At 64.6% G+C, this 24,919-nt stretch carries 25 protein-coding genes; 20 read left to right on the top strand and 5 right to left on the bottom strand.

The features are described from left to right. Position 1: 1 nt before the first annotated feature. Positions 2–865 (bottom strand): transketolase, encoded by an 864-nt coding sequence (locus VGN93_RS23610; RefSeq protein ID WP_327509440.1) that lies wholly within the window; start codon positions 863–865, stop codon positions 2–4. A gap of 66 nt (positions 866–931) precedes the next feature. On the opposite strand from VGN93_RS23610, the gene VGN93_RS23605 reads away from it, so the two are divergent. Next, on the top strand, positions 932–2,464 hold the full coding sequence (locus VGN93_RS23605; protein ID WP_327509439.1) for an aldehyde dehydrogenase: 1,533 nt from the start codon (positions 932–934) through the stop codon (positions 2,462–2,464). A gap of 3 nt (positions 2,465–2,467) precedes the next feature. Here VGN93_RS23605 and VGN93_RS23600 read toward each other — a convergent pair whose 3' ends face one another. From VGN93_RS23600 to VGN93_RS23590, 3 genes are all read right to left on the bottom strand, one after another. After that, positions 2,468–3,151 (bottom strand): GntR family transcriptional regulator, encoded by a 684-nt coding sequence (locus VGN93_RS23600; RefSeq protein WP_327509438.1) that lies wholly within the window; start codon positions 3,149–3,151, stop codon positions 2,468–2,470. A gap of 39 nt (positions 3,152–3,190) precedes the next feature. Beyond that, on the bottom strand, positions 3,191–4,795 hold the full coding sequence (locus VGN93_RS23595; protein ID WP_327509437.1) for a GMC family oxidoreductase: 1,605 nt from the start codon (positions 4,793–4,795) through the stop codon (positions 3,191–3,193). 68 nt (positions 4,796–4,863) lie between these two features. Beyond that, the gene (locus VGN93_RS23590; RefSeq protein WP_327509436.1) at positions 4,864–5,499 is read right to left on the bottom strand and encodes an HAD family phosphatase; all 636 of its coding nucleotides are present in this window, start codon (positions 5,497–5,499) and stop codon (positions 4,864–4,866) included. Between the two features lie 175 nt (positions 5,500–5,674). On the opposite strand from VGN93_RS23590, the gene VGN93_RS23585 reads away from it, so the two are divergent. The 15 genes from VGN93_RS23585 (at position 5,675) to VGN93_RS23515 (ending at position 19,525) form a co-directional block, all read left to right on the top strand. Continuing rightward, positions 5,675–6,319 (top strand): bifunctional 4-hydroxy-2-oxoglutarate aldolase/2-dehydro-3-deoxy-phosphogluconate aldolase, encoded by a 645-nt coding sequence (locus VGN93_RS23585; RefSeq protein WP_327509435.1) that lies wholly within the window; start codon positions 5,675–5,677, stop codon positions 6,317–6,319. 57 nt (positions 6,320–6,376) lie between these two features. Beyond that, a complete protein-coding gene (locus tag VGN93_RS23580) occupies positions 6,377–7,210 on the top strand; it encodes an SDR family NAD(P)-dependent oxidoreductase (RefSeq protein ID WP_327509434.1) in 834 nt (277 codons plus the stop codon). A gap of 4 nt (positions 7,211–7,214) precedes the next feature. After that, positions 7,215–8,273, top strand: coding sequence for a zinc-dependent dehydrogenase (locus tag VGN93_RS23575; protein ID WP_327509433.1), 1,059 nt, complete (start codon positions 7,215–7,217; stop codon positions 8,271–8,273). Beyond that, the gene (locus VGN93_RS23570; protein ID WP_327509432.1) at positions 8,270–9,319 is read left to right on the top strand and encodes a galactitol-1-phosphate 5-dehydrogenase; all 1,050 of its coding nucleotides are present in this window, start codon (positions 8,270–8,272) and stop codon (positions 9,317–9,319) included. The genes VGN93_RS23575 and VGN93_RS23570 overlap by 4 nt, the downstream gene beginning before the upstream one ends. A gap of 19 nt (positions 9,320–9,338) precedes the next feature. Then, positions 9,339–10,838 (top strand): glycerol kinase GlpK, encoded by a 1,500-nt coding sequence (gene glpK, locus VGN93_RS23565; RefSeq protein ID WP_327509431.1) that lies wholly within the window; start codon positions 9,339–9,341, stop codon positions 10,836–10,838. Positions 10,839–10,850: 12 nt separating this feature from the next. After that, entirely contained in the window at positions 10,851–11,798 is a 948-nt protein-coding gene (locus VGN93_RS23560) for a shikimate dehydrogenase (RefSeq protein WP_327509430.1), read from the top strand. A gap of 12 nt (positions 11,799–11,810) precedes the next feature. Further along, positions 11,811–12,383 (top strand): glucose-6-phosphate isomerase, encoded by a 573-nt coding sequence (locus VGN93_RS23555; protein ID WP_327509429.1) that lies wholly within the window; start codon positions 11,811–11,813, stop codon positions 12,381–12,383. Positions 12,384–12,396: 13 nt separating this feature from the next. Then, entirely contained in the window at positions 12,397–13,320 is a 924-nt protein-coding gene (locus VGN93_RS23550; RefSeq protein WP_327509428.1) for a phosphoglycerate dehydrogenase, read from the top strand. Further along, complete coding sequence (locus tag VGN93_RS23545) at positions 13,317–14,639, top strand: MBL fold metallo-hydrolase (protein WP_327509427.1); 1,323 nt, start codon at positions 13,317–13,319, stop codon at positions 14,637–14,639. Before VGN93_RS23550 ends, VGN93_RS23545 begins: the two co-directional genes overlap by 4 nt. 3 nt (positions 14,640–14,642) lie before the next feature. Then, a complete protein-coding gene (locus VGN93_RS23540; RefSeq protein WP_327509426.1) occupies positions 14,643–15,428 on the top strand; it encodes an SDR family oxidoreductase in 786 nt (261 codons plus the stop codon). Positions 15,429–15,439: 11 nt separating this feature from the next. Then, the gene (locus VGN93_RS23535) at positions 15,440–16,318 is read left to right on the top strand and encodes a sugar phosphate isomerase/epimerase (RefSeq protein ID WP_327509425.1); all 879 of its coding nucleotides are present in this window, start codon (positions 15,440–15,442) and stop codon (positions 16,316–16,318) included. Between the two features lie 71 nt (positions 16,319–16,389). After that, positions 16,390–17,289, top strand: coding sequence for a MurR/RpiR family transcriptional regulator (locus tag VGN93_RS23530; RefSeq protein WP_327509424.1), 900 nt, complete (start codon positions 16,390–16,392; stop codon positions 17,287–17,289). A gap of 10 nt (positions 17,290–17,299) precedes the next feature. Beyond that, on the top strand, positions 17,300–18,106 hold the full coding sequence (locus VGN93_RS23525) for an inositol monophosphatase (RefSeq protein ID WP_327509423.1): 807 nt from the start codon (positions 17,300–17,302) through the stop codon (positions 18,104–18,106). A gap of 115 nt (positions 18,107–18,221) precedes the next feature. Next, positions 18,222–19,229, top strand: a complete 1,008-nt coding sequence (locus tag VGN93_RS23520; RefSeq protein ID WP_327509422.1) for an amidohydrolase family protein — start codon at positions 18,222–18,224, stop codon at positions 19,227–19,229. Continuing rightward, entirely contained in the window at positions 19,229–19,525 is a 297-nt protein-coding gene (locus tag VGN93_RS23515; RefSeq protein ID WP_327509421.1) for a NifU family protein, read from the top strand. The genes VGN93_RS23520 and VGN93_RS23515 overlap by 1 nt, the downstream gene beginning before the upstream one ends. 74 nt (positions 19,526–19,599) lie before the next feature. On the opposite strand, the gene VGN93_RS23510 is transcribed toward VGN93_RS23515, so the two are convergent. Next, positions 19,600–20,664: an SDR family oxidoreductase gene (locus VGN93_RS23510; RefSeq protein WP_327509420.1), complete on the bottom strand. Its 1,065-nt coding sequence runs from the start codon at positions 20,662–20,664 to the stop codon at positions 19,600–19,602. Positions 20,665–20,776: 112 nt separating this feature from the next. On the opposite strand from VGN93_RS23510, the gene VGN93_RS23505 reads away from it, so the two are divergent. From VGN93_RS23505 to VGN93_RS23490, 4 genes are all read left to right on the top strand, one after another. Continuing rightward, a complete protein-coding gene (locus tag VGN93_RS23505) occupies positions 20,777–21,679 on the top strand; it encodes a LysR family transcriptional regulator (RefSeq protein WP_327509418.1) in 903 nt (300 codons plus the stop codon). Between the two features lie 168 nt (positions 21,680–21,847). Continuing rightward, positions 21,848–22,786 carry a LysR family transcriptional regulator gene (locus VGN93_RS23500; protein ID WP_327509417.1) on the top strand — a complete coding sequence of 313 codons (939 nt, stop codon included), beginning with the start codon at positions 21,848–21,850 and terminating at the stop codon, positions 22,784–22,786. A gap of 171 nt (positions 22,787–22,957) precedes the next feature. Then, positions 22,958–23,740, top strand: a complete 783-nt coding sequence (locus VGN93_RS23495) for an SDR family oxidoreductase (RefSeq protein ID WP_327509416.1) — start codon at positions 22,958–22,960, stop codon at positions 23,738–23,740. Between the two features lie 18 nt (positions 23,741–23,758). Next, positions 23,759–24,913 (top strand): ABC transporter ATP-binding protein, encoded by a 1,155-nt coding sequence (locus VGN93_RS23490; RefSeq protein WP_327509415.1) that lies wholly within the window; start codon positions 23,759–23,761, stop codon positions 24,911–24,913. The last annotated feature ends 6 nt before the right edge of the window (positions 24,914–24,919 follow it).

The following is a 24,919-nucleotide window of genomic DNA, read 5'->3' as shown; positions in this document are numbered from 1 at the left end:
CTCAGATCACCTTGGACAGAATTTCTTGGCGCGCGGCTTCCGCATCGACAGGGTCTAGATAGCCGAGATGCCAGCCGGGCTCGGTTTCCATGTAGGAGACGCCCTTGCCCTTCAGCGTTCGCGCGATGATGCAGCAGGGTTTTTCGCGGGACACATCGGCCTTGACCCGGCGCAGCAGCGCGGTGAGGTCCGCGATGTCGTGGCCGTCGACGACATGCACCTCCCAGCCGAAAGCCCGCCATTTCTCGTCGATGGGTTCGATGCCCATGACGTCGTCCACCGCGCCGTCGAGCTGGTAGCCGTTGCGGTCGATGATCGCGACGAGACGGTTGAGCTTGTGGTGGGCGGCGCCGATGGCGGCCTCCCAGACCTGGCCTTCCTGCATTTCGCCGTCGCCGAGCATGACGAAGGTGGTGAAGTCGCGGCCTTGCATGCGGCCGCCCAGCGCCATGCCGAGGCCGTTCGACAGGGCATGGCCGATCGAGCCGGACGAGAAATCGACGCCCGGCACCTTGCGCATGTCGGGATGGTCGCCGAGCGGGTTGCCGAGGCGGGTATAGCCGTTCAGCACCTCGGTCGGGATGTAGCCGCGTTCGGCGAGGATCGGGAACAGACCGACGGCGGCGTGGCCCTTGCCCATCAGGAAGCGGTCGCGGTCGGGCCATTTCGGGTCCGCCGAAAGCGACATCACGTCATAGTAGAGCGCGGCGAAGATTTCGGCCGCCGAAAACACCGAGGTGTAATGGCCCACCTTGGCGATCTCGATGAGCCGGATGGTCTCCAGGCGCACAAACTGGGCGCGGTCCCTGAGCCGTGCGATCTCGGCCTCCGTGGGTCGGTAATCGTTTCTCACTGGCTGCGTCACACGCTCCTCCCTTCCTGTGCCGATCCCGGCAACAACTCCTTGCGATGGGGCGAGATAACATGATATATGATATATGTCACTGACAAAAATGGAGGAGATGAAGTGAATCTTGCACTGACACAGGCGGATGTGGCCGCGATCCGCAGCCGGATCGCCATCAAGGGACAGGCCTTCATCGACGGCCGCTTCGTCGATGCGGCCTCCGGCGAGACGTTCGACGACATTTCGCCGCGCGACGGCAAGGCGATCGCGCGCGTTGCGGCAGGCGATGCGGAAGACGTCGATCGCGCGGTGAAGGCGGCCCGCAGGACCTTCGAGGCGGGGGACTGGCGCGACCGGTCGCCGAAGGAGCGCAAGAAGGTGCTCCAGCGTTTTGCCGCGCTGTTCGAAAAGCACATGGACGAGCTTGCCGTGCTCGAAACGCTCGACATGGGCAAGCCGGTGTCCGAAAGCCGCAACATCGACGTGAACGTCGTGCTCGACACGCTGCAATGGTATGCCGAATGCCCCGACAAGCTCTATGACGAGATCGCGCCCACCGGTCCCGGCCAGCTCGCCATGATCACGCGCGAGCCGATCGGCGTCGTCGGCGCGGTCGTGCCGTGGAATTTCCCGATGCTGATGGCGACGTGGAAATTCGCGCCGGCGCTCGCCATGGGCAATTCCGTCGTGCTGAAGCCGGCCGAACAGTCGCCGTTGACGGCGATCCGCCTTGCAGAGCTTGCGGCGGAAGCGGGTATTCCCGATGGTGTCTTCAACGTCGTGCCGGGTTTCGGCCCGACGGCCGGCAAGGCGCTCGGGCTGCACATGGATGTCGATTGCCTGGCCTTCACCGGCTCGGGCGAAGTGGGAAAACTGTTCCTGCAATATGCCGGCCAGTCGAACATGAAGCGCGTCTTCCTCGAATGCGGCGGCAAGTCGCCGAACATCATTCTCGACGACGTGCCGGAATTGCGGGTCGCGGCGGAACGGGCGGCAACGGCGATCTGCTTCAACCAGGGCGAGGTCTGCGTGGCGCCCTCGCGGCTGATCCTCTCGAAGCGCATCCAGGAGCAGTTCCTCGATATCGTCGTCGAGACGGCTAAATCGATCCGGCCGGGCGATCCGCTCGACCCTGCGACGAAGCTCGGCGCTCTGGTTGAAAGCGGCCATCGCGACCGCGTCGAGAGCTATATCGCCAAGGGCAAGGCGGAAGGCGCGCGGCTGGTGCTCGGCGGCGACCGGCCGGGTGATACACCGGATGGCTATTACATCAACCCGACGATTTTTGCCGATGTGCGCAATGACATGACCATCGCGCAGGAGGAAATCTTCGGCCCCGTGCTTTCGACTATCACGGTCGAGGACGACGAGGAGGCGGTGCGTGTCGCCAACGACACATCCTATGGCCTTGCCGCCGCGGTCTGGACGCGCGACCTGTCACGCGCCCACAAGATCGCCCGCAAGCTCCGGGCCGGCACGGTCTGGGTGAATTGCTACGATCACGGCGACGCGACCGTTCCCTTCGGCGGCTTCAAGCAATCCGGCAACGGGCGCGACAAGTCTTTGCACGCGCTCGACAAATACACGGAACTCAAGACGACGTGGATCGAGCTTTGACACTCACGGGGCGGCTTCGGCCGCCCCTTTTGCCTCCAGCCAGTCGACCATCACGACGCCGACACCGATATCGGCCTGGATGGCGCGGCGCGCGCTTTCCGGGTCGCGGGCGGCCAGTGCGCGCAGCACGTCGTAATGGCCGTGTTTGCCGCTGACGAGCACGCGGGGAGGGGTGTGCAGGTGATAGAGGTGGATGAGCGGCCCCATCTGCGCCCACATGCCTTCGATGGTCGAATAGAGCATCGGCATTTCCGCCGCTTCCGCCAGCTTGAAGTGGAACTCGCGGTTGATATGCGAGGCTTCGAGCGGATCGGTGGCGGCGGTCTTGGCGAAATCGGCGTGTAGCGCTTCAAGCACGGCTAGGTCCTTTGCCGAAATCTTGACGGCCGCCTGAGCCGCCGCTTCGCCCTCCAGATGGTGGCGGATCAGCTGTATCTCACGCAGTTCCGAGGCCGTGAGACTGCGGACCTGGATGGAGGTCGCGGCCCGCATCTCCAGCGCGCGCTCCGTGACGAGGCGGAAGATCGCCTCGCGCACCGGCGTGATGGAGACGCCGAGCTGGTCGGCGAGGCTGGCGATGGTCAGCCGCTCACCGGGCTCGTAGCGGCCGTCCATCAGGGATGCGCGAATGGTGCCGTAGACCTGCTCGGAGAGATTTCCCTTGTTGATTTTCGGCAGCTGGCTCATGCGGGGACCCGTGGCGTTTCCTATCCTGGCACTTACGCATCAAGCGTTCGATGGCGCAAGCGGCGCCAGGCCGCGGATGATATCCGAAGCTTTCTCTCCGATCATTATCGCGGTTGCGTTGGTATTGCCCGAAATCAGTGTCGGCATGACGGAGTTGTCCACAACGCGCAGATTGCGCAGGCCGTGCACGCGAAGCTCCGGATCGACGACCGACATCGCGTCGCGCCCCATGCGGCAGGTGCCGACGGGATGATAGACCGTCTTGCCCTTGGAGCGGATGTAAGCCCCGAGCGCCGCATCGTCGTCCACCGCCTTGCCGGGATAGGCTTCGCCGTCTTCCACGAAATCGGCGAAGGAGGGCTGCGCCAGAATGTTGCGGGCGAGCTTCAGCGCCTTCACGGAAAGCCGCATATCCTCCGGCGCCGTCAGGTAACGCGGATCGACCAGCGGATGGGCGGCCGGGTCGGTGGATTTCAGCCGGATCTCGCCGCGGCTTTCCGGGCGCAGCACGCAGGGGTTCACCGTGGCGCCGGCGCGTTTCACCTGCTCCTGGTCGCTGTCCATGAAGACGATCGGCACGAAATGCATCTGGATGTTCGGCTCGGCCTCCATGTCGTCGACATTCATGAAAGCGCAGGCCTCCGTGACATTCGACATGACCGGCCCGGACTTGAACAGCAGGTATTGCAGCCCGTTTTTCACGGAACGCAAAAAACTGTCCTCGCCGTAATAGCCGTAGCGGCCGGTGCAGAAGCGGATGGCCGGGAATTCGAGATGATCCTGCAGGTTCTGGCCGACGCCCTCCAGCCGGTATTTGACAGCGATGCCGTGCCGGTTCAGTTCCGCTTCCGGGCCAATGCCGGACAGCATCAGCAGTTTCGGCGTCTGCACCGCGCCGCCGGAGAGGATGACCTCCTTGTCGGCCGAAGCGGTCTCGACCTTGCCGTTGCGGACATATTCGACGCCGCTGGCACGGTCGCCGTCGAAGAGGATGCGGGTGACGAGGCAGCCGGTGCGGATTTCGAGGTTTCCGGTTTTGATGGCCGGGCGCATGTAGCCGACGGCGGCGCTGCACCGCCGTCCGTTGCGGGTGGTGGTCTGGTTGAAGCCGACGCCGCGCTGGCGCGTGCCGTTGAAATCCGGCGTATAGGGAATGCCGGCCTCCTGAGCGGCGCGCACGAAGGCGCGCGTCAGGTCGGTCACCTGGCGGAGGTCGGAGACGCCGAGCGGGCCGCCGATACCGTGATAGGCGTCCGAAAGCCGGTCATTGTCTTCCGCCCGGCGGAAGTAGGGCAGCACGTCGCTATAGGCCCAGCCATCGGCGCCGAGCCGTGCCCAGTCGTCATAATCGCGGCGCTGGCCGCGAATGTAGATCGCCGCATTGACCGAACCGCCGCCGCCGAGCACCGCACCCTGTGGCATCACCGGCGCGCGGCCGTTCAGCGTCGGCTGCGCCTCGGTCTTGTAGTGATAGAGAAGGTCCGAATCGAGCAGCTTCACGAAGCCGGCCGGAATGTGGATCAGCGGATTGCTGTCGCGTGGGCCGGCTTCGATCACCAGCACCTTTCCCGCATCGCCGAGCGCCAGCCGGCCGGCCAGCGCGCTGCCCGCCGAACCGCCGCCCACAACAATATAATCCGCCATCGCTTCCTCCCGGGATTTCATGATAATATATGATATATCTATTGATCTTAGGAAGGATCGTCAATGTGTCATGGTGCGCGCAGCACCCGCTCTTCGAGTTCCGCCATCGAGGACAACCATCGCACCCCCTCGGGCGGCGCGGTGTGGCTGTGCGGCACGAAAACGGTTTCGATGCCGGCGGCAAGGGCTGCCGCCGCACCGCTGCTGCTGTCCTCGACGATCAGACATTCCCGCGGCTCGACGCCGAGCAGGTAGGCGGCCCTGAAATAGCCGTCGGGATGCGGCTTGCCGAGGAGGACGTCGTTGCGTGCGACGGTCACGAGCCCCGGCCGGACCAGTCCGGCCGCGCGGAGGTTGACGTCGACGATCGCGCGGTCGCTGTTCGACACCACGGCCTGGCCGATACCGGCGGCGGCGAGGCGGTGCCAGGTTTTTACGGCGTCGTCGTAGCCTCGCAGCCGCTCCGCCGCGAGAAAGTAGTGATGATGCTTGCGCCGTTCCCATTCCAGCGGGTCGGCCTTCAGTCCGAAATCCCGGACGATGATGGCGTAGATCTCGTCCGCCGAGCGACCGACGACGCGCTCCTTGAGGCCGGGGGGAGAGAGCAGCCCCGCTTCCTTCATGGCGCAGCCAAGCGCCTCGACGGCGATGTCCTCGCTGTCGACGAGGGTGCCGTCCATGTCCCACAAGACTGCTTTGATCATGATGTCGTTTTCCATTGTCCGGGAAGACCGCCCTTCAGGGCGGCGTGATGGCGCCCGACCGGGATTTCTCTCGATCGCCAACGCACAAAATAAAAATCATTTTTTTTGCTATTGCACAATAACGAATTTCATTCTATTTGTTGGTCACGGTAGGAAATTCGATTGGAGGAGGAGTATGAACTTGACCGGAGCGGACATTGTTGCCCGGATTGCGGCGGCGCGCATCTTGCCTGTCGTGGTGCTGGAGCGGGCTGAGGATGCGGTTCCTCTCGCTCGCGCCCTGGTCGCTGGCGGCCTGCCGGTCGCCGAGGTGACCTTCCGCACGTCGGCAGCGGCGGAATCGCTGCGCCGCATCCGCGCCGAGGTTCCCGACATGCTGCTGGGTGCCGGCACGGTCCTGACGGGCGAGCAGCTCGACATGGCCGCGGAAGCCGGCGCGCAATTTATCGTCACGCCGGGTTTCAATCCGGCGATCGTGACGGCGGCGCAGGCCCTCGGCCTGCCGATCGTACCCGGCATCAACAATCCGACCGGCGTCGAGCAGGCCATGTCCTTCGGGCTGGCGGCGGTGAAATTCTTCCCCGCCGAGCCGAGCGGCGGCGTGCCCTTCCTCAAGGCGCTGACGGGGCCTTATCCGGCCATGCGCTTCTTGCCGACGGGCGGCATCGGGGCTGCGAACCTTGCGAATTACCTCGCTCTGCCTGCCGTGCTTGCCTGCGGCGGTTCCTGGATGGTGGACGCAAAACTCGTCCGGGAAGGGCGCTTTGACGAGATTTCCCGGCTCACGGCGGAGGCGGTCGCGCTTGCCCGCACGGCCTGAGACGGTTTCATCGAAAATCTGGACACGCCTCGATCGGGGCACAAAACGGAGGTTCCAATGCCCAGCAATACCCTGTCGGAGGGGCTGTCCCTCAAAGGGAAATCCTGCATCATCACAGGTGCAGCATCCGGGATCGGCGAAGCCGTTGCCCGCATCTATGCCCAGAACGGCGCCAAGGTCGCTATGATCGATTTCGACCGGGAGCGCCTGACGCGCATCGCCGGCGAGATCGAGGCCGATGGCGGCACGGTGCTGCCGATCTATGCCGACGTCTGCGAGGAGGAGACGGTTCGCGCCTTCTTCAAGCAGGTCAACGACACGTTTGGCTCCGTCGATGTGGTGGTCAACTCCGCCGGCCGCGATAGCCTGGCGCCGCCGGTCACCCGCGTGACGCTGGAAGAGTGGAACAAGACGATCGGCCCGAACCTGACCGCCGTCTTCCTCTGCTGCCGCGAAGCCTTCCTCTATATGGAAAAGCAGGCTGGGGGTGGGCGCATCATCAATATGGGCTCCTCCTCGACCCGCGTCGCCTCCGGCCCCGGCCACAGCCCCTACCGCGCCTCCAAGCACGGCATGCTGGGCTTTTCCAAGAACATCCTGCTCGAAGGCAAGGACAAGAAGATCGGCGTCACCGTTCTGAACCCCAGCCACGTCAAGACGCCGATGACCGAGATCATCGACAAGGGTCTCTATGACGGCGACCTCGAAGCCTATGTCGACGGCTGGCTCGACGAAAAGGAAATCAAGGAAGGCATTCACGCCTCCTGCATCGATGTCGACAACGTCGCCTGGCTCGCGCTCTACGTCGCGACCCGCACGCCCGACGTCACCATCCCGACCATCTCGCTCTACCCCACCCACAAGGCGCACCGCTACGGGATGGAGGTGTAAGCCGATGAAGGCCGCCGTGTATCAGGGCAGGGGCCGGATCGCGCTCGAAGAGCGCCCGCGCCCCGTGCCGCAGGACGACGAGGTTCTGATCCGCATCTTCGCAGCCTCGATCTGCGGCACGGACCTGAAAGTCCTTCGCGGCGGCCATTTTCGTGTCGGTGAAAACGACACGCGTGTTCTCGGCCACGAGCTTGCCGGCGAAATCGTCGAGGTCGGCCGGCATGTCGGGCATTGGAAGACGGGACAGCGGGTGTCCGCGGTGCCGAATATCGGCTGCGGCCATTGCGAGATGTGCCGCCGTGGGCTCAACAATATGTGCCCCGACTATGAGGCCTTCGGCATCGATATCGACGGCGGCTTTCAGCAATATATGACCGTCACCGCCAAGGCGCTCTACGGCGGCAACCTCTTCGAAATTCCCGCCGGCATGAGCTACGAGGAGGCCTCGCTGGTCGAGCCGCTGTCCTGCTGCTTCAATGCCTGGAAAGACCTTGTGGTGACGCCGGAGGACCGCGTCCTCATCCTCGGCACGGGGCCGATCGCCGGCCTGTTCCTGCAACTGGCGAAAGCCTATGGCGCAAGGCAGGTCATCGTGGTCGGTCGGCGGGCGGAGCGTCTCGAAGAGATCGCGCCGCAGGGTGCGACGAACACGGTGGATTCGAGCCGGGTCGACGTGGTGGAGGAAGTGCTGCGCCTGACGGGCGGACGCGGCGTCGATGTCGCGCTGACCTGCGCACCGGCGCCGGAATTGCAAGTCCAGGCGATCGCCTGCCTCGCCCGTCTCGGCCGGATGAACTTCTTCTCCGGCCTCAACAAGGGCACCAAGGTCGAGATCGATACCAACAAGGTGCACTATTGGGGTCTGAAGCTGCTCGGCTCGACCGGGTCGAGCGTCGAGGATTATGCCCGGGCGCTGAAGCTAGTGGAAACCGGCAAGATCCGCGTGACCGATATCGTCACCCATCGCTTCGGCATGGCGGACGCGGTCGCCGCCTTCGACCATGCGCTTTCGGGCAAGGGCATGAAGACCATCATCTATCCTCAGGAGGAGAGCCTGCGATGAAGGCGGCCGTTTTGCATGCGCCGGGGGATCTGCGCGTCGAGGACGTGCCGGTGCCGAACATCGGCCCGGACGAAGTCCTCATCGAGGTGAAGGCCGCCGGCATCTGCGGCTCGGATATCGGCCGCGTCATGGTGACGGGCACCTACCGTTTCCCAACCATTCCGGGCCACGAATTCGCCGGCCGGGTGGAGCGGGTCGGCGCCGCCGTCTCCCATCTGAAAGCCGGCGACCGCGTGGCTGTCGCGCCGCTGATGCCCTGCCGCAAGTGCCAATGGTGCGAGGCGGGAAAATTCCAGCTATGCGACGATTACGATTTCGTGGGCTCGCGCAGCGACGGCGCCTTCGCGCAATATCTCTGCGCACCGGCTACCAACGTGCTGAAGGTGCCGGACAATGTATCCTACGAAGTCGCCGCGACGATCGAGCCGGCCGCCATCATCCTGCACGGCATCCGCAAGCTCGATCTGAAGCTCGGCGATGCGGTGGCGGTGGTCGGCTGCGGCGCGCTCGGTTATTTTGCCCTGCAGTTCGCGAGGCTTTCCGGCGCGCGGCCGCTGATCGCCATCGATGTGGACGACGACAAACTGGAGCTGGCGAAAAGCATCGGCGCCGATCTCTGCCTCAACCCGACGCGCGACGACGTGCTGGCCCGGGTGCGCGAGGCGACCGGCGGGCGTGGCGTTGCCGTATCGCTGGAATGCGCTGGCTCCGCGCCGGGGCGGGATCTTTCGATCATGATCGCGGCCAAGCAGGGCGCCGTCATGCTCTACGGCACGGCCTATGGCGACGTCACATTCGCGGAAAAGGCCTTTGCGAAGATCGTGCGCGAGGAATTGCAGGTGGTCGGCTCGTGGAATTCCTATTCCTTGCCGTTCCCCGGAAAGGAATGGTTTGACATCATCGGATTGCTTGGCGACGGCCGGTTGACGGTCGAGCCGCTGATTACCCACCGGGCGACGCTTGAGGAGGCGCCGTCCATTTTCAAGGCGCTGAAGGACCGCAGCTTCGGCAGGTATCACAAGATCCTGTTCAAGCCGAACGATTGACGATGCGGGGGAGGAAGACATGGTTGAGCGTTATGTCATGGCGCTGGACGAGGGAACGTCCAGTGCAAGGGCCATCCTTTTCGATCGGGGCGGCAACATCGTCGCGCTCGCGCAGCGCGAGTTCCGCCAGATCTATCCGCGGCCCGGCTGGGTGGAGCACGATGCCAACGAGATCTGGGCGACCCAGCTCTCCGTCGCCCGCGAGGTGATGCAGAACGTCGGCATTTCCGCCGCGGAAGTCGCCGCCATCGGCATCACCAACCAGCGCGAGACCTGCCTGATCTGGGATCGCAAGACCGGCGTTCCCCTGCACCACGCCCTCGTCTGGCAGGACCGGCGCACCGCCGGCATCTGCGACCAGCTGAAGGCGCGGGGGCTCGAACCCTATGTGAAGGAGAATACCGGCCTCGTCATCGACGCCTATTTCTCCGGCACCAAGCTTGCCTGGCTGCTCGACAACACGCCCGGCGCTCGCCGCCGCGCCGAACGCGGGGAACTCGCCGCCGGCACCATCGATACCTGGCTGATCTGGAACCTCACCGGCGGCCGCGCCCATGTGACCGACGCCTCCAACGCCTCGCGCACGCTGCTGTTCAACATCCGCACCGGCGACTGGGACGAGCGGCTGCTTGCCGAAATCAACGTGCCGCGCGCGATCCTGCCCGACGTGCGCGATTCCTCCGACGTCTATGGCCTGACCGACCCCGATCTCTTCGGCGGCGAAATTCCCGTCGCCTCCTCGATCGGCGACCAGCAGGGCGCGCTGTTCGGCCAATCCTGCTTCCACACCGGCATGGTGAAGGCCACCTATGGCACCGGCGGCACGCTCTTGATGAACACCGGCAGCCAGATCCGCACGTCCGACAACGGCCTCTTGACGACGGTCGCCTGGCGCCTTGGCGGCAAGCTCGAATATGCGCTGGAGGGCACGCTGTTTTCCGTCGGTTCGGTGGTGCAGTGGCTGCGCGACGAGCTGAAGATCATCCATAGCGCGTCGGAGACGGAAGCGGCGGCGATGGACGTGCCGGACACCAACGGCGTCTACATCGTGCCGGCCTTTACCGGCCTCTCCGCGCCGTTCTGGGATCAATATGCCCGCGGCACCATCGTCGGCATTACGCGTGGTGCCAACCGCAACCATCTCATCCGCGCCTCGCTGGAATCCATGGCCTACCAGATCCGCGACGTCATCGACCGCATGGAGGCCGATTCCGGCATCGCGCTCACCGAACTGAAGGTGGATGGCGGCGCGGCGATGAACAATTTCGTCCTGCAATTCCAGGCCGACCAGCTCGGCGTGCGCGTGTTGCGCCCCAAGGTCATCGACACGACCGCACGGGGTGCTGCTTTCCTCGCCGGCCTTGCCGTCGGCTACTGGAAGGACCAGGCCGAACTTCACACCGCCTTCGCCCTCGATAAGGCGTTCGAGCCGACCGTCGAACGCGCGATCGCCGACACGCTCTATCGCGGCTGGTGCCGCACCGTGGATCGGTCGCGCGACTGGGCCGAACACGACTAGGAAACGTTCGTCATGACCTACACACCAGGAAGCCGTCGCACGATGTATTTCATTGGCGTGACCACCGGGAAATCCTCGATCATGAAGGTCTTTCCGGCCTGGTCGGCGCATCTCGGCCTCGATGCCGAGATGAAGGGCATCGATTTTTCGCCGAATTCGGAGCCATCGGCCTATCGCGGCGCCGTCGATTTCATCAAGCACGATCCGCTGTCGCTCGGCGCGCTGGTAACCACCCACAAGGTCAACCTGCTCAAGGCGTCGCGCGATCTTTTCGACGACCTCGACCCCTATGCCGAAACCCTGCACGAGATCAGCTCGATCTCCAAGCGCGGCGAGCGTCTTGCCGGCCATGCCAAGGACCCGATCACGGCCGGCGCCAGCTTCGAAGCCATCGCCCCGGAAGGGCATTGGGCCAGGACCGGCGCGACGCTCTGCATCCTCGGCGCCGGCGGCTCCTCGCTCGCCCTCTCGCTCTACCTGCACAACAAGAAGCGGGCAGGCGGCGACACGCCGCAGCGCATCGTCGTGACGGCGCGGCGCGAGGCTTCGCTGGCCGAGATGCGTCATGTTCACGAAAAAATCGGCTTTGCCATCCCCATCGACTACCGGCTTGCCCCGACGCCTACGGAGGCCGACGCCGTGGTGACGGCACTCCCGCCGGGCTCCATGGTGGTCAACGCCACCGGCCTCGGCAAGGACGGCCCGGGCTCGCCGCTGACGGACGCGGTTAAATTCCCGCAGGACGGGCTCGTCTGGGAGTTCAACTATCGCGGCGACCTCGTCTTCCTCGACCAGGCGCGTGCCGCAGCCCGGGGCCGCAACCTCACGGTCCACGACGGATGGGTTTACTTCATCCACGGCTGGACCCGCGTGATCGCGGAAGTTTTCGACATCGACATCCCCATGTCCGGGCCGGCCTTCGACGACTTGAGCCGCATCGCCCGCGACGCCACCGCCTGAAAGGAACAGGACATGACCGTTTTGCCAAGCCTGCATGAATTCAACCTCAACAACGGCCTGAGCTCCACCCGCGAGCCGATCCGCCGCACGCTCTCCAAGATGAAGGGCATGTTCCATGACGAGGCGGCCTTCGAGGCGCAGCTCGCCAGGGGCGACAGCCTGCTTTACGAATTCTACGACATGGGTGTTCCCGACAGCGAGAAGGACGTCGCCTACGGCACCTCGATCACCTATCCCGGCAAGGTGGGCGACGAGTACCACATGACGAAGGGCCATTTTCACACGGTCATCGATACCGCAGAGGTCTACTACTGCCTGCGCGGCCACGGCTATATGATGATGGAGACGCCGGAAGGCGAGACGCAGTGGCTGGAATTCCTGCCGGGCAAGGCCGTCTATGTGCCCGGCCGCTGGGCGCACCGCTCGATCAACGTGCACCCGACCGAACCGCTCGTCACCTTTTTCGCCTTTCCGGGCAATGCCGGCCACGACTACGGCACGATCGAGAGCAAGGGGTTTCGCAAGCTGATGGTCGAGCGCGACGGCAAGCCGACCGTCATCGACAATCCGCGTTGGAACGGCTGAGCGGACGAGGCCGATGACCGGTAAGATCGCCGTCACGCCCCGCTCGCTCTCCGGCGCGGGGCATCCCGTCCTGTCGCGGCTCCTGGAGCAGGGGTTCGAAATCGTCTATCCGGCGCCCGGCAAGATGCCGTCGGAGGAGGACCTGCTGCGCAGCATCCCGGGCTGCGTCGGTTGGCTTGCCGGCGTCGAGCCGATCAGCCTGCGCGTGCTCGATGCGGCAAGCAGCCTCCGGGTCATCAGCCGCAACGGCACGGGCGTCGACAATATCGACATTTTCGAAGCCGAGGCACGCGGGATCACCGTGGAGCGGGCGACCGGGGCGAACGCCCGCGGCGTGGCGGAACTCGCCATTGGCCTGCTGCTCGCCGCCTCGCGCCATATCCCCTGGTCGCACCAGCATCTGAGCAAGGGGGAATGGCGCCGGCGTATCGGCTGCGAGGTGAAGGGGCGCACGCTCGCCGTCATCGGCTGCGGCGCGATCGGCCGCGAAGTCGCCGACATGGCGCTCGGTCTCGGCATGGAGGTGATCGGCTACGATCCCTATCCCGATGCGGGTTTCGTGCGGCCGGGCTTCCGCTATGTCGGCCTGGAAGAGGCGCTTTGCGGCGCGGATGCCGTGAGCTTCCATTGCCCGCCCGGCGAAAGACCCATGCTCGATGCCGCGATGTTTTCGCGCATGCGCCAGGGCGTCATCGTCGTCAACACGGCGCGCGCGGAACTCATCGATGACGGCGCCATGCTGGCGGCGCTCGAAAGCGGGCAGGTCTCCACCCTGGCGACCGATGTCTTCCACCAGGAACCGCCCTCGGCCTCCGCGCTGCTCAGCCACGAGCGGGTCATCCTGACGCCCCATGCCGGCGGCTTCACAGAGGAAAGCGTCGACCGCGCCACCAGCGTCGCCGTCGACAATCTGTTGAAGAACCTGGTGTGCCCATGAGCATCCTGGAGACCCGCGCCCTTGCCAGTGTCGATCGCCTTGAACCGGGCGAGGGGGTAACGCTGGCTTGGCTGGGGCAGGCGGGTTTCCTGATCGCTCAGGGCGGATTGCGCATCGTCATCGATGCCTATCTCTCGGATTCCCTTGCGGAAAAATACCGCGGCACGCGTTTTCCGCACACCCGCATGACGCCGCCGGTGATCGCACCCGGCGACCTCACCGGCATAGACTGGCTGCTCTGCACCCATGGCCACACGGACCACATGGATCCGGGCACGATCCCGGCCTTGCTCGCGGCCAATCCCGCCGCCCGGGCCCTCGCGCCGCGAGCGGAACGGGCGCGCGCCATCGAACGCGGCGTGCCGGAGGACCGGCTCGTGTTGATCGATGCCGGGGAAAGCGTCGATCTCGGCGGCGTGCTGGTGACCGCCACGCCGGCCGCGCACGAGGATTTGCGGAAGACCGAGGACGGCCATCTGTTCCTCGGCTACGTTCTAACTGGCGGCGGTGTCACGCTCTGGCATTCCGGCGATACGATCCCGTTTCCGGGGCTTTCGGAATGGCTGATGCCGTTTCGCGTCGATCTGGCGTTGCTGCCGGTCAATGGCCGCGATGCGGAGCGCGCGGCGAACGGCGTGCCGGGCAATCTCACGCTGGAAGAAGCGGTGGCGCTTGCCGACGACATCGGCGCGCGCGCGATGCTCGGCCATCATTTTGGGCTTTTCGATTTCAACACGCTCGATCCGGCCGATGGCGCGCACCGTCTCGCCGCCCTCTCGCCGCAGGCGGATGTGCGCCTCGTCGAGGCGGGCACAGCCTATCGCGTTGCCCCGCTCACCCGTCCGCCGCTGTCGGTGCTGATCGTCTGCCGCGGCAACATTTGCCGCTCGCCGACGGCCGATGGCATCCTGCGCGCCGCCTTGCCTGGTCACCGCATCGACAGTGCCGCCATCATGGACTGGAACGTCGGCAAGCCGCCGCATGGCGAAACGACCGCGGTGGCTGCCGCGCGGGGCATCCGTCTCGACACGCTGGTGGCACGCCAGATCCGAGAGACAGACTTCGAGGAATTCGACTTGATCCTTGGCATGGACGACCACAACATGGCGGCGATCCACGCCTTGCGACCCGCAACGAGCCGGGCGCGGGTCGGACGGCTCGGCGCCTTCGCGGCGCCCGGCGCGGAAACCAACATCATCGACCCGTGGGGCGAACCCCGCGCGACCTTCGAGGCCGTCTTCGACCAGATCAAGACGGCCTGCGACCGGCTTGCGCAGTTTGCCCGCGCGGGCAGCAGGATCAATAGGGAGAGGAAATAGGACATGGATTTCGGGATCAACGGCAAGATCGCCATCGTCACCGGCGGTGCGACGGGCATCGGCTATGCCATCGCCAAGACCTTTCATGATGAGGGCGCCGTCGTCGTCATCAACGGACGCGACCAGGCCAAGCTCGACAAGGCCTGCGCCTCGATCGGCCCGCGCGCCCACGGCGTCGTCGCCGACCTGCTGACGCCCGCGGGCGCCACAACGCTTGCGGACTTCGCCGGCAAGCTCGGCCCGGTCTCCTTCCTCGTCAACAATATCGGCGTCTTCGACGTCAACGATTTCTTCGAGGTCAGCGACGAGCGCTGGATGGAATATTTCCAGCACAACCTGATGACGGCGATCCGCATCTCGCGCATCGTGCTGAAGGACATGTTGGCGCGCAACGACGGCAGCATCGTCTTCATCTCTTCCGAAGCGGCGATCCGCTCCATCGGCAACATGATCCCCTATTCGACGACCAAGACGGCGATGCTCGGCCTCAGCCGCTCGCTCGCCGAACTGACGCGCGGCACCAATGTGCGGGTCAACAGCTACATGCCCGGCAGCACGGCGACGGAATCGGTGGAGACCTATTTCGCCGATCTCGCGGCCCAACAGGGCAAGACGGTGGAACAGGCGCTCGCCGATTTCTACCGCGACGTCCAGCCGTCCAACCTCACGCAGAAACTGATCGACCCGGCCATGCACGGGCGTGGTGTCGTGCAGTTGATGACGAACAACGCGATGAACGGCGTCTGCCACCGCGCCGACGGCGGCACCATCCGCTCCATCTTCGGCTGAGGGCGTTTGATATGAGCGGAAAACTCGGTATTCACAGCCTGGTCTTCACCGATGATTGGTCGTCCGCGGCGGCGGAGGCAAGCTGCCGCGCCGCCGCCGAGATCGGTTTCGAACTGATCGAGGTGCTGCTGTTCGATCCGGCCGCGCTCGATATTTCGCTGACCAGGCGGGTGGCGCGGGAGGCGGGGCTGGAGCTTCGTCTCGGCATGGCGCTCGGGCCGGACACCGATATCGCCTCCAATGATCCAGAGGTGGCGCGGCGCGGTGAGGCGAGCGTCGCCCGTTGCTTGGAGATTGCCGCGGAACTGGAGGCGCCCGCCGTCTCCGGCATCACCTATGCGGCCTTCGCCAACTATGCGGCGCCGGCGACGACGGCGCAGCGTGCGCAGGTCGCGGCAAGCCTTACCCGTCTCGACCGGCGGGCCGGCGAACTCGGCGTGCGCCTCGGCCTCGAGCCGGTCAACCGCTACGAGAGCTATCTCGTCAACACGCTGGACGAGGCAGCCGACCTGATCCGCGCCTCCGGCGGCTCCAACCTCTTCATCCACATGGACACGTTCCATATGAACATCGAGGAGGGGGATATTGCGGCGGCGATCCACCGCAATGCTGCGCTGCTCGGCTACGCCCATGTCGCCGACAGCAATCGCGGCCTGCTCGGTGGCGGGCATTTCGACGTGCTCGGCTATTGCCGCGCGCTCGAATCCGCCGGTTACCGCGGCGATCTCACTGTCGAGGCTTTTTCGTCCAAGATGCTGGGCGATGGGCTGGTCGGCGGGGTGCGGCTCTGGCGGGAGGCGTGGCAGGACTCGCTGGTTGCAGCGAAGGCCGCCTATGACGTTGTGCGCGTGGCGCGGGAAAGCGCGCGCGCCGGGTGCACTGTCTGGTAACAAAAAGGAATTTCATTTTCTCTTCGTTGCAAGCTATAGAATTGCGCAGACGCAACCGGAGTGATGAGCCGATGGACAGCTCAACGGACGGCAGGCAATCCATCCTCATGCGGATTCGATGGAAGGCCGGCTACATGAACCCCGCGCTCCGCCGGATCGCGGACAGGGTGCTGAAGGCGCCGGAAGAAATAAAGTCGATCTCCATCAAGGATCTGGCGCTGCAATGCGACGTCTCGGAATCGACGGTCACCCGCTTCGTGCGCGAGATCGAAGTGCCGAGCTTCCAGCAGTTCAAGATTCTCATCGCCGAGGAATTGTCGCAAGGCACTGCAACGGCCCAGCCGCCTTCCGAACGCCACGTCTATGAGGACATCACCGCCGAGGACGACGTCGGCTCTGTGCTGTCCAAGGTCGCCGCGCGTTATGCGATGACGGTCTCCGACACGCGGGCGGGGCTCGCCGAAAGCGAGCTGGAGCGCGCGGTCGCGGCGATCGAGGAGGCGGACGTGCTCGGCTTCTTCGCCATGGGCGCATCGCTGATCTGCGTGGAAAACGCGCTGCTGCGGTTCATGCGGGTGGGCAAGCGCTGCCTGTTCTTCCGCGACCTCGGCATCCGCCAGATTTCCACCTCGACGCTCGGCCCCAAATCCCTCGCCATCGGCGTCTCCAATTCCGGGCGCACCATCTCGACGGTCGATAGCCTCCAGCAGGCGAAGCTCAGGGGTGCGATGACGCTCGCCATCACCTCCTTCCCCGACTCGCCGATCGTCCGGCACGCCGATATCTGCCTCTTCACGCCCACGGTCACCGGCGTCGTGGGGCCGGGCGAATACCATGAATCCATGGTGTCGAAGATCGCACAGCTTCAGGTCATCGACGTGCTCTATTCGCTTTACGCGGTGCGCAATTTCGGCCGGGCCATCGAAGGCCTGGAACGCACGTCCGATGTCACCGCCCTGACCCGCTACTGAAGGAAATCCGATGTCCGACACCTCGTCTGCCGAGCGGCTGAAACCGCGCCTGGCCGTTGCCGAACGCGCCGCGCGCGAAGCCGGCCGCCTGCTGCTCGCCCATTACGGCCGCCGCGACGGGTTGGCGATCGAGCAGAAGGGACTGAACGACTTCGTCTCCAACGCCGATCGCGAGGCGGAAGATGCGATTGCCGCCATTCTCACGCCGGCCTTCCCGCAGGATGGGTTTCTCGGTGAGGAGACGGGCGCATCTGCGGTCGAAGGCGCCGAGTTCGTCTGGTGCGTCGATCCGCTCGACGGCACGACGAATTTCCTGAAAGGCGCGCATAACTGGTGCGTGTCCATCGGTCTGTGGTCGAAGGGTGCGCCGGTTCTCGGCGTGATCTATGATCCCCTGCGCGACGAGTTGTTCGCCGGCGCCGAAGGCATTGCGTCGACCATAAACGGCATACCGATCGCGGTCAGCACCATCGACAGCATCGACCGGACACGGCTTGGCATCGGCCATAACCACCGTGTCCCGCCGGCGGTTTTTGCTGCCGATACCGAGCGCCTCCTCTCGGCCGGCGGCAGTTTTTCGCAGGTCGGCGCGGGTGCGCTCATGCTGGCCTATGTGTCGGCCGGGCGGGTGGATGGCTATTTCGAGCGCCACATGTGGGCCTGGGATGCGGTCGCCGGTCTGGCGCTCATCAAGGCGTCGGGCGGTCAATTCAAGTCCTATCCGCCAGGCGACGTATCGCCTGCCGCCGGTGGACTCGTGCTGGCGAGCGGGCCTGGCCTGTTCGACGCTCTGTCCGGCCTTTTCGACATTGCCTGAAGGCAGTCTTCCGATAATCCGAAGACTGTCTCTCTTCTCCCCATGCTATTGATCCGACTGGCTTTTCAAGCCAGCCACGGCGCTTACGCGCCTTCGGATCGATGGGAGAGACTTCATGAAGGACGGAATGTTTGTCTTTGATGCGGCGGTGCATTGCCAGGATTTCAGCGATGGCCAGATCAAGGACGGAAGCGATGGCAGGCGGGTGCGCATCCTGCGCGAACAGCTGACCGGATTCATCAACCTGACCGGCCGCCGCGGGCCGCCGCCGGAACCGGAAACCTTTTCCGACCCGGATCTCGATTGGGGCATCGACATGCTGTTCGGCAAGGCTGACACGGACATGGCCTGTGCCTGTTCGGTGCCGCTGTTTTCCCACTGGCGCGCCGGCCTCGGCCCCGTCGAACTCAGCCATGCGCTCGCCCAAAAGGATCCGGCCCGCATCGTGCTGACCGGTGGGGTCGACCCGGTCTATCACGGCCTCGGCCCGGCGCTGAAGGAGATGGAGCGGCAGGTGCATGAACTCGGCGCGGTCAGCTTCAAGTTCTACCAGTACCAGTCGCGCGGCTGCGCCTGGCGCGCCGACGACCGCGACATCGCCTATCCGCTCTGGGAAAAGGCGATGGAACTCGGCATCAAGATGGTGCAGTTCCACAAGGGTTTTCCTCTGGAGCTTGGCCCGGTGGAGGCCTTCAAGCCCAACGACCTGCAATATGCGGCCGCCGATTTCCCGGAGCTGAATTTCGGCATCCACCATCTGGGCGACCCCTACGTGGACGAGACCATCTCCATCGCCAGCCGCTTCGAGAACGTCTATCTGGTCCTGCCGCTCTGGTTCAACCAGTACTATCTTCAGCCCTACAAGATGCTTCAGCGTCTGGGCGAAGCGCTGCTTTACGTCGGCTCGGACCGCATCTGCTACGGCTCGGAAGCGTTCATCTGGCCGCATGTGCAGACCTATATCGACACGCTCGCCAATCTCGTCATGCCCGATGAGCTTCAGGACAAATACGGTTATCCCGAAATCACCCGCGAGATGAAGGAGAACATTCTTGGCAAGGCCTTTGCCCGCGGCATGGGCATCGATCTGGAAGCCAAGAAGCGCGAACTGGGGCTCGTTTGATGATCGATCTTCACGCCCTCGAAGCCGCGCTCGACCGGGCGCGGCCGCTCGTTCTCGGCCATGGCGGCGATCTCGAGATCACCGACATTACCGAGGAGGGCGTCGTGCATGTCGCCCTCTCGGGCGCCTGCCGTGCCTGCCCTAACCTTGCCATGACCTTTGTCGGCCCGGTGCGCAGCTATCTCATGGCGGTTCCCGGCGTATCGGAGGTTCGTTGCGAGCAGGTGAAGGCCGGGCCGCGCGCGCTGTCACGGCTGGCGAACCTGCTGCACGCGCATCCTTACCCCGTCGCCTGACAGTTGAATTCATCCATGCAGAAAAGCCCGGAGGATTGGATCCTCCGGGCTCTTTCGTACGCGCTTTTTATTGATCAGGGAATGATCCGCTCGGCGCGCAGCCGATCGAAAACGTCGATGAAAGACTGTTCGGTGTCCTGGAAATCGGCAAAACCGAGCGCGCGGCTTTTTGCCATGGAGTGCAGGCATTCCATCGGGCGGCCGAGGTCGAGGTCGGTGTGCCACGGCGAGGCGAGGCGGTCGAGCGGGTTCGGCTGCAAACCGTGTTCTGCGACGAGCGTCTCCCATTGCGGGCCGAGCGTGCTCATGCGGTCCGTCAGCGAATTGTATTCACCGGGATAGGCGGCCTTCACGCCAAAATAGTCGGCGATACGCTGCCATAGTTGCTCCCAGCGGAAGACGTCGCCGTTGGTGGCGTTGAAGGCTTCGTTGCGGGCATTGGGCTCGGTGGAGGCCCAGACGATGTGTTTTGCGAGCAGCCGCGCGTCGGTGATGTCGTTGATGCCGCGATAGGCGGTCGGCGTTCCGGGGAAGACGAACGGCGCGCCGGTCGCCTTGCAGATCGAGGCATAGGTGGCGAGCGTCGCACCGATGTTCATGAGATTGCCGACGGCATAGCCGATGATCGTGTGCGAGCGGTGCACCGACCAGCCGAAACCATGGCGCGCGGCATAATCCATCGCGATGTCTTCCAGCTCGTAATAGAAGTTCTTCTTTTCCAGCCGCGGGGCGTCTTCGCGAAACGGGGTCACCGGCGTCACCTTGCCGTAGTCCTCGAAGGGGCCGAGATAGTGCTTGGTTCCGGTGACGACCGCGACGTGCTCGACGGTGCCCGCCGCCGCCACGCCGTCCAGCAGGGTGCGCAGCATGCCGCCGTTCAGGCGGATGTTTTCGTCCTCGTTGCGGCCGAGCGTCCATGTACAATAGTGGACGTGGGTGGGCTTCAGTTCGCCGAGTGTTCTGAGCGCCGCTTCGCGGTCGAGAAGGTCGACGGCGATCGAGCGCATGTAGGATGCGCCGGCCGGCGGTCGGCGGCTGAGGCCGGTGATCTCCCACCCGCCGCGTTCGTGCAGGTGTTCGGCCACATTGAGCCCGACAATGCCGGTTGCGCCGGCGATGAGTGCCCGCTTCTGATACATGTTGATGTCTCCTCCACAATGTTCGACCTTGTGTCTGTCATTTCTCACTTGTGCCAAAAAGCGGAGCACTGGCATAAGTGAGGTGACAAAGGTTCATGAATGGAGACGGGTCATGGCCGGCAGGATTTCCGAGATCGAGGTCTTCGTGAAGGTGGTTGAGACGGGGAGCTTCACCGCGGCGGCCGATGCGCTGCATCTCTCGCCGTCGGCCGTCAGCAAGATCATCGCGCGCATCGAGACGCGGCTCGGCCTGCCGCTCGCCGTGCGTTCGACGCGCAAGCTGCGGCTGACGTCGGAGGGGGAGGACTATTTCGCCCGCGGCAAGCAGATCCTCAAGGATATTTCCAGCCTGGAGCGTGGCGTAAAGGAGAGCGCCGGCCAGGTCGGTGGCGTGCTGCGCGTCAGCTGCAACGTGCCGTTCGGGCTGCATTGCGTGTCGCCGCTGGTGCCCGGTTTTCTGGAGGCCTATCCGGATATCAGCCTGGAATTCTCGCTGTCCGACAGCACAACGGATCTCATCGGCGACGGCATCGACGTGGCGATCCGCACGGGCGTGCTGACGGATTCGACGATCCGCGCCCGGCGCATTGTCGCGTCTCCGCGGCGCGTGGTGGCCTCGCCGGCGTATCTCGACAAACATGGCATTCCGGCCGAGCCGCGCGACCTGCTGGAGCACAATTGCCTGACGCTCGGCTTCAGCCGCAGCTACGGCAAGTGGCCCTTCCGCATCGAACAGGACGGTATTCCCACGCAGCTCGATCTCGCGGTGAAGGGCAATCTCAGCCTCGACAATGGCGAGAGCCTGCGGCGGTTCGCGCTGGACGGGGTGGGGCTCGCGCGCCTGTCCGAATTCCATATCGGCAACGACCTGAAGACGGGGCGCCTTGTCGCAGTGCTCGACACTTACAATCCGGGGGACCGCGAGCCGGTCTCGATCATCTATGCCGACCAGTCGCCGCTGGCGCCACGCATCCGCGCCTTCATCGATTATCTGGCCCGGCATATCGTCGCCTAGGATTTGTGACGAAACGTACAGGATCAAATGACCATATTTCACCGCACCCTGCCGGGGCGTGGTGTTACTCCTTGGATCAGAGGTTCCGCATGCCGGTAGGAGGGCGCCCCGCTGCGGGCGCCGGGCATCGGAGCCGCCAGGCAGACATGCCTGACAGGAGGATCCAAGATGAATGGTTTGGCCGATCTCAGGATGTTTTCGGAAATCGCCCGCTCGCAGAGCATGGTGAGCGCCGCAAACCGCCTCGGCATGGCGCCGGCGACGATCAGCGGGCGGCTGAAGGCGCTGGAGGATCATTATGGCGTGGCGCTAGTGCGGCGCACGACGCGCTCGCTGCTGTTGACGGAGGAGGGCAAGCTGCTGCTGGAGAGGGCGAGGCCGGTGCTGTCGGGCTTTGCCGATCTGGAGCGCGACATGGGCGGACGGCGCACGGCCGTCTCGGGCGGCCTCGTGCTCTCCTGTGCTGCGGATATCAGCCGTGTGCAGCTCCTCTCGCTGGTGCGCAGTTTTGCCTGCGCCCACCCGAACCTGCACTTTTCCCTGCGCTTCGATCCGCCGGGCAGCCTGCATGAAATTCCCTTCGATGCCGCGCTCAGGGTCGGGCCGGTGCGGGATTCGAACCTGACGATCCGGAAATTGTTTTCGATGGAAACGGTGACCTGTGCAGCGCCGGCCTATCTGACGGGGCATGGAATCCCCATTCGCCCGGCCGACCTCTGTCGGCATGAATGCCTGCGGCTCGATGGTTCCGCATTCGCCGGCAATGACTGGGGCTTTCGGGAGGGGGAGGGCACCGTTTCAGTCGATGGGCGGTTCCGGGCGAGCGATCCCGCGACGCTGAAAAACTTTGCGATTCAAGGTCTTGGTATCCTGCGGACGGCATTGGCCGATGTCGAAACGGAACTGGCTTCCGGCCTTCTGGTGCCGGTGCTCGGCGCGTTCGAGCCGGAACCGCAGACGGTCTGCCTGCTCAGCGACAGCCGGCGCCGGCTGCCGGCCAGGACGTCGGAGTTCATCGATTTCGCCCAGGCACATGTCCGTGCTCCGGCTGACGCGCGGGAAACTGTGTCGATGCTTTCGCCGGGCGACGTTTGTGAAATAATGTAAAATTTATTTTCTTGCAAAAATTATGAAAAGAAATTAGTTCTATCGGCCGAGGCAAGTTTCCTCCGGCCGGCAGGGCTGGCGGCCGGGTAGGCCGAACGGAGGGAATGAGCGGATCGCCTGGAGGGGTGGTGCGCCGGGGTTGATCCCCGATTGCCATGGGAGGTTTGGGCAATGGATTATGGTCTAAATGGCAAGCATGTGCTGATCACCGGAGGCGCCACGGGCATCGGCCTTGCGGTGGCCGAGGCCTTCGTCGCCGAGGGCGCAAGGGCGACGGTAAGCGGGCTCGCCGCGGCGGAAGTTGCCGATGCGGTCGCAAAGCTTGGCCCCGAGGCGCGCGGCATGGCCTGCGACCTCACCGTTGCCGGCGAGGGCCTGCGTCTTGCTGATTTTGCGCGGGCCGCGGCGCCCGTCGATTTTCTCATCAACTCCGTCGGCATCTTCGAAGTGCGGCCTTTCTTCGAAACGCGCGACGAGGACTGGTTCCGCTTCTTCGACGTCAACGTCATGACGGGCGTGCGCATGTCGCGGCTGCTGTTGCAGGACATGCTGGCGCGGGGCGAGGGCTCCATCGTCTTCATCAGCAGCGAGAGCGCGGTGAAGCCGCAGGCCTGGATGCCACACTACGGCGCGATGAAAGCATGCCTTCTCGGTGTTTCGCGGGCGCTCGCCGAATTGACCCAGGGCACGCGCGTGCGCGTCAACACCATCCTGCCCGGGCCGACCGACACGCTCGCCGTGCGGCGTTACCACGAAGAGATCGCCCGCGAAAAAGGCGTTACCCGCGAGCAGGTGGTCGCCGACTATTTCGACGAGACCGAGCCGACATCGCTGATCCGCCGGATGATCGCGCCGGAAGAGGTTGCCGCCAGCGTCGTGCATCTTGCGGCGTCACCCGCGCTGAACGGCATGGCGATGCGGGCCGAAGGCGGCACCATCCGCGCAATTCTTTGATCTCAACCGGAAAAGACAATGGCTGACCTTCAGATCGACAACTTGGCAAAGACATTCAAGGGCGGCTTCGAAGCGGTGCGCGGCATCTCGCTCGACGTGGCCGATCGCGAGGCCGTGTTTCTGCTCGGTCCGTCCGGGGCAGGCAAAACCACCACGCTGCGCCTCGTCGCCGGACTGGAGGAGGCTGGCGCCGGCCGCATCATGATCGGCGGCCGCGACGTGACACAATGGACGCCGCGCGAGCGTAACCTCGCCATGGTCTACGACAAACACTCGCTCTTTCCGCATCTGAGCGTCTTCGAAAACCTCGCCTATCCGCTGCGCATCCGGAAGATGGCGGAGGCCGAGATCCGCCGCCACATCGTCGGCGTCGCCGAGACATTACAGATCGAAAAATTCCTGGAACGCCGGCCGAACCAGCTCTCCGGCGGCCAAATGCAGCGTGTCGCGATCGGCCGCGCCTTGGTGCGCGATGCGGATGTCTTCCTACTCGACGAGCCGATCTCCCACCTTGACGCAAAATTGCGTGCCCGCATGCGCGTCGAGTTCAAGCGGCTCCAGCGCGAGTTCAAGGCGACGATGCTCTATGTCTCGCACGACCAGCTCGAGGCCATGACCATGGCCGACCGGATCGTGCTGATCAACAAGGGCCGCATCGAGCAGATCGCGGCCCCGCAGGACCTGTTCGACCGGCCGGAAACGCTGTTTGCCGCGACCTTCGTCGGTGAGCCGCCGATGAACGTCATGAAGGCGGTGATTTCCGAGGCCAATGGCTGCCATTCGCTGCGCGTCGGCGATGCCTATATCGAAGTCGATCACGACTGGATGCAGGATGGCGAACCGGTGAAACCCGGCGGCAGCTATCTGCTGGGGCTGCGCCCGCAGCAGCTCCACCTCTGCCCACCGGATACGGCACACCCCTGCCGCGTGCAGGGCACGGTCTTCGCCGTCGAGACGCTGGGCTCGCGGGTGGTGTTCGACATCGAGGTGGATGGCCAGGTGATCCGCGCCATGACGACGCTCGATGCCGCGCTGAAATATCCGCGCGCGATCGGTGCGCCGATCGCGTTCCGCATCGATCCCGACTTCATCTACCTGTTCGACGCCGACAGCGGCCGCACCGTGCGCCAGGCCCGCTTCACCCGACAAAAGCCGGCACGACTGCACGCCTGACCGGGC

The sequence above is a fragment of the Shinella sp. genome (assembly GCF_035998705.1).
Classification (GTDB): Bacteria; Pseudomonadota; Alphaproteobacteria; order Rhizobiales; family Rhizobiaceae; genus Shinella.
Note: the sequence above shows the minus strand (reverse complement) of the source record. Positions and strands in the feature narration are given on the sequence as shown.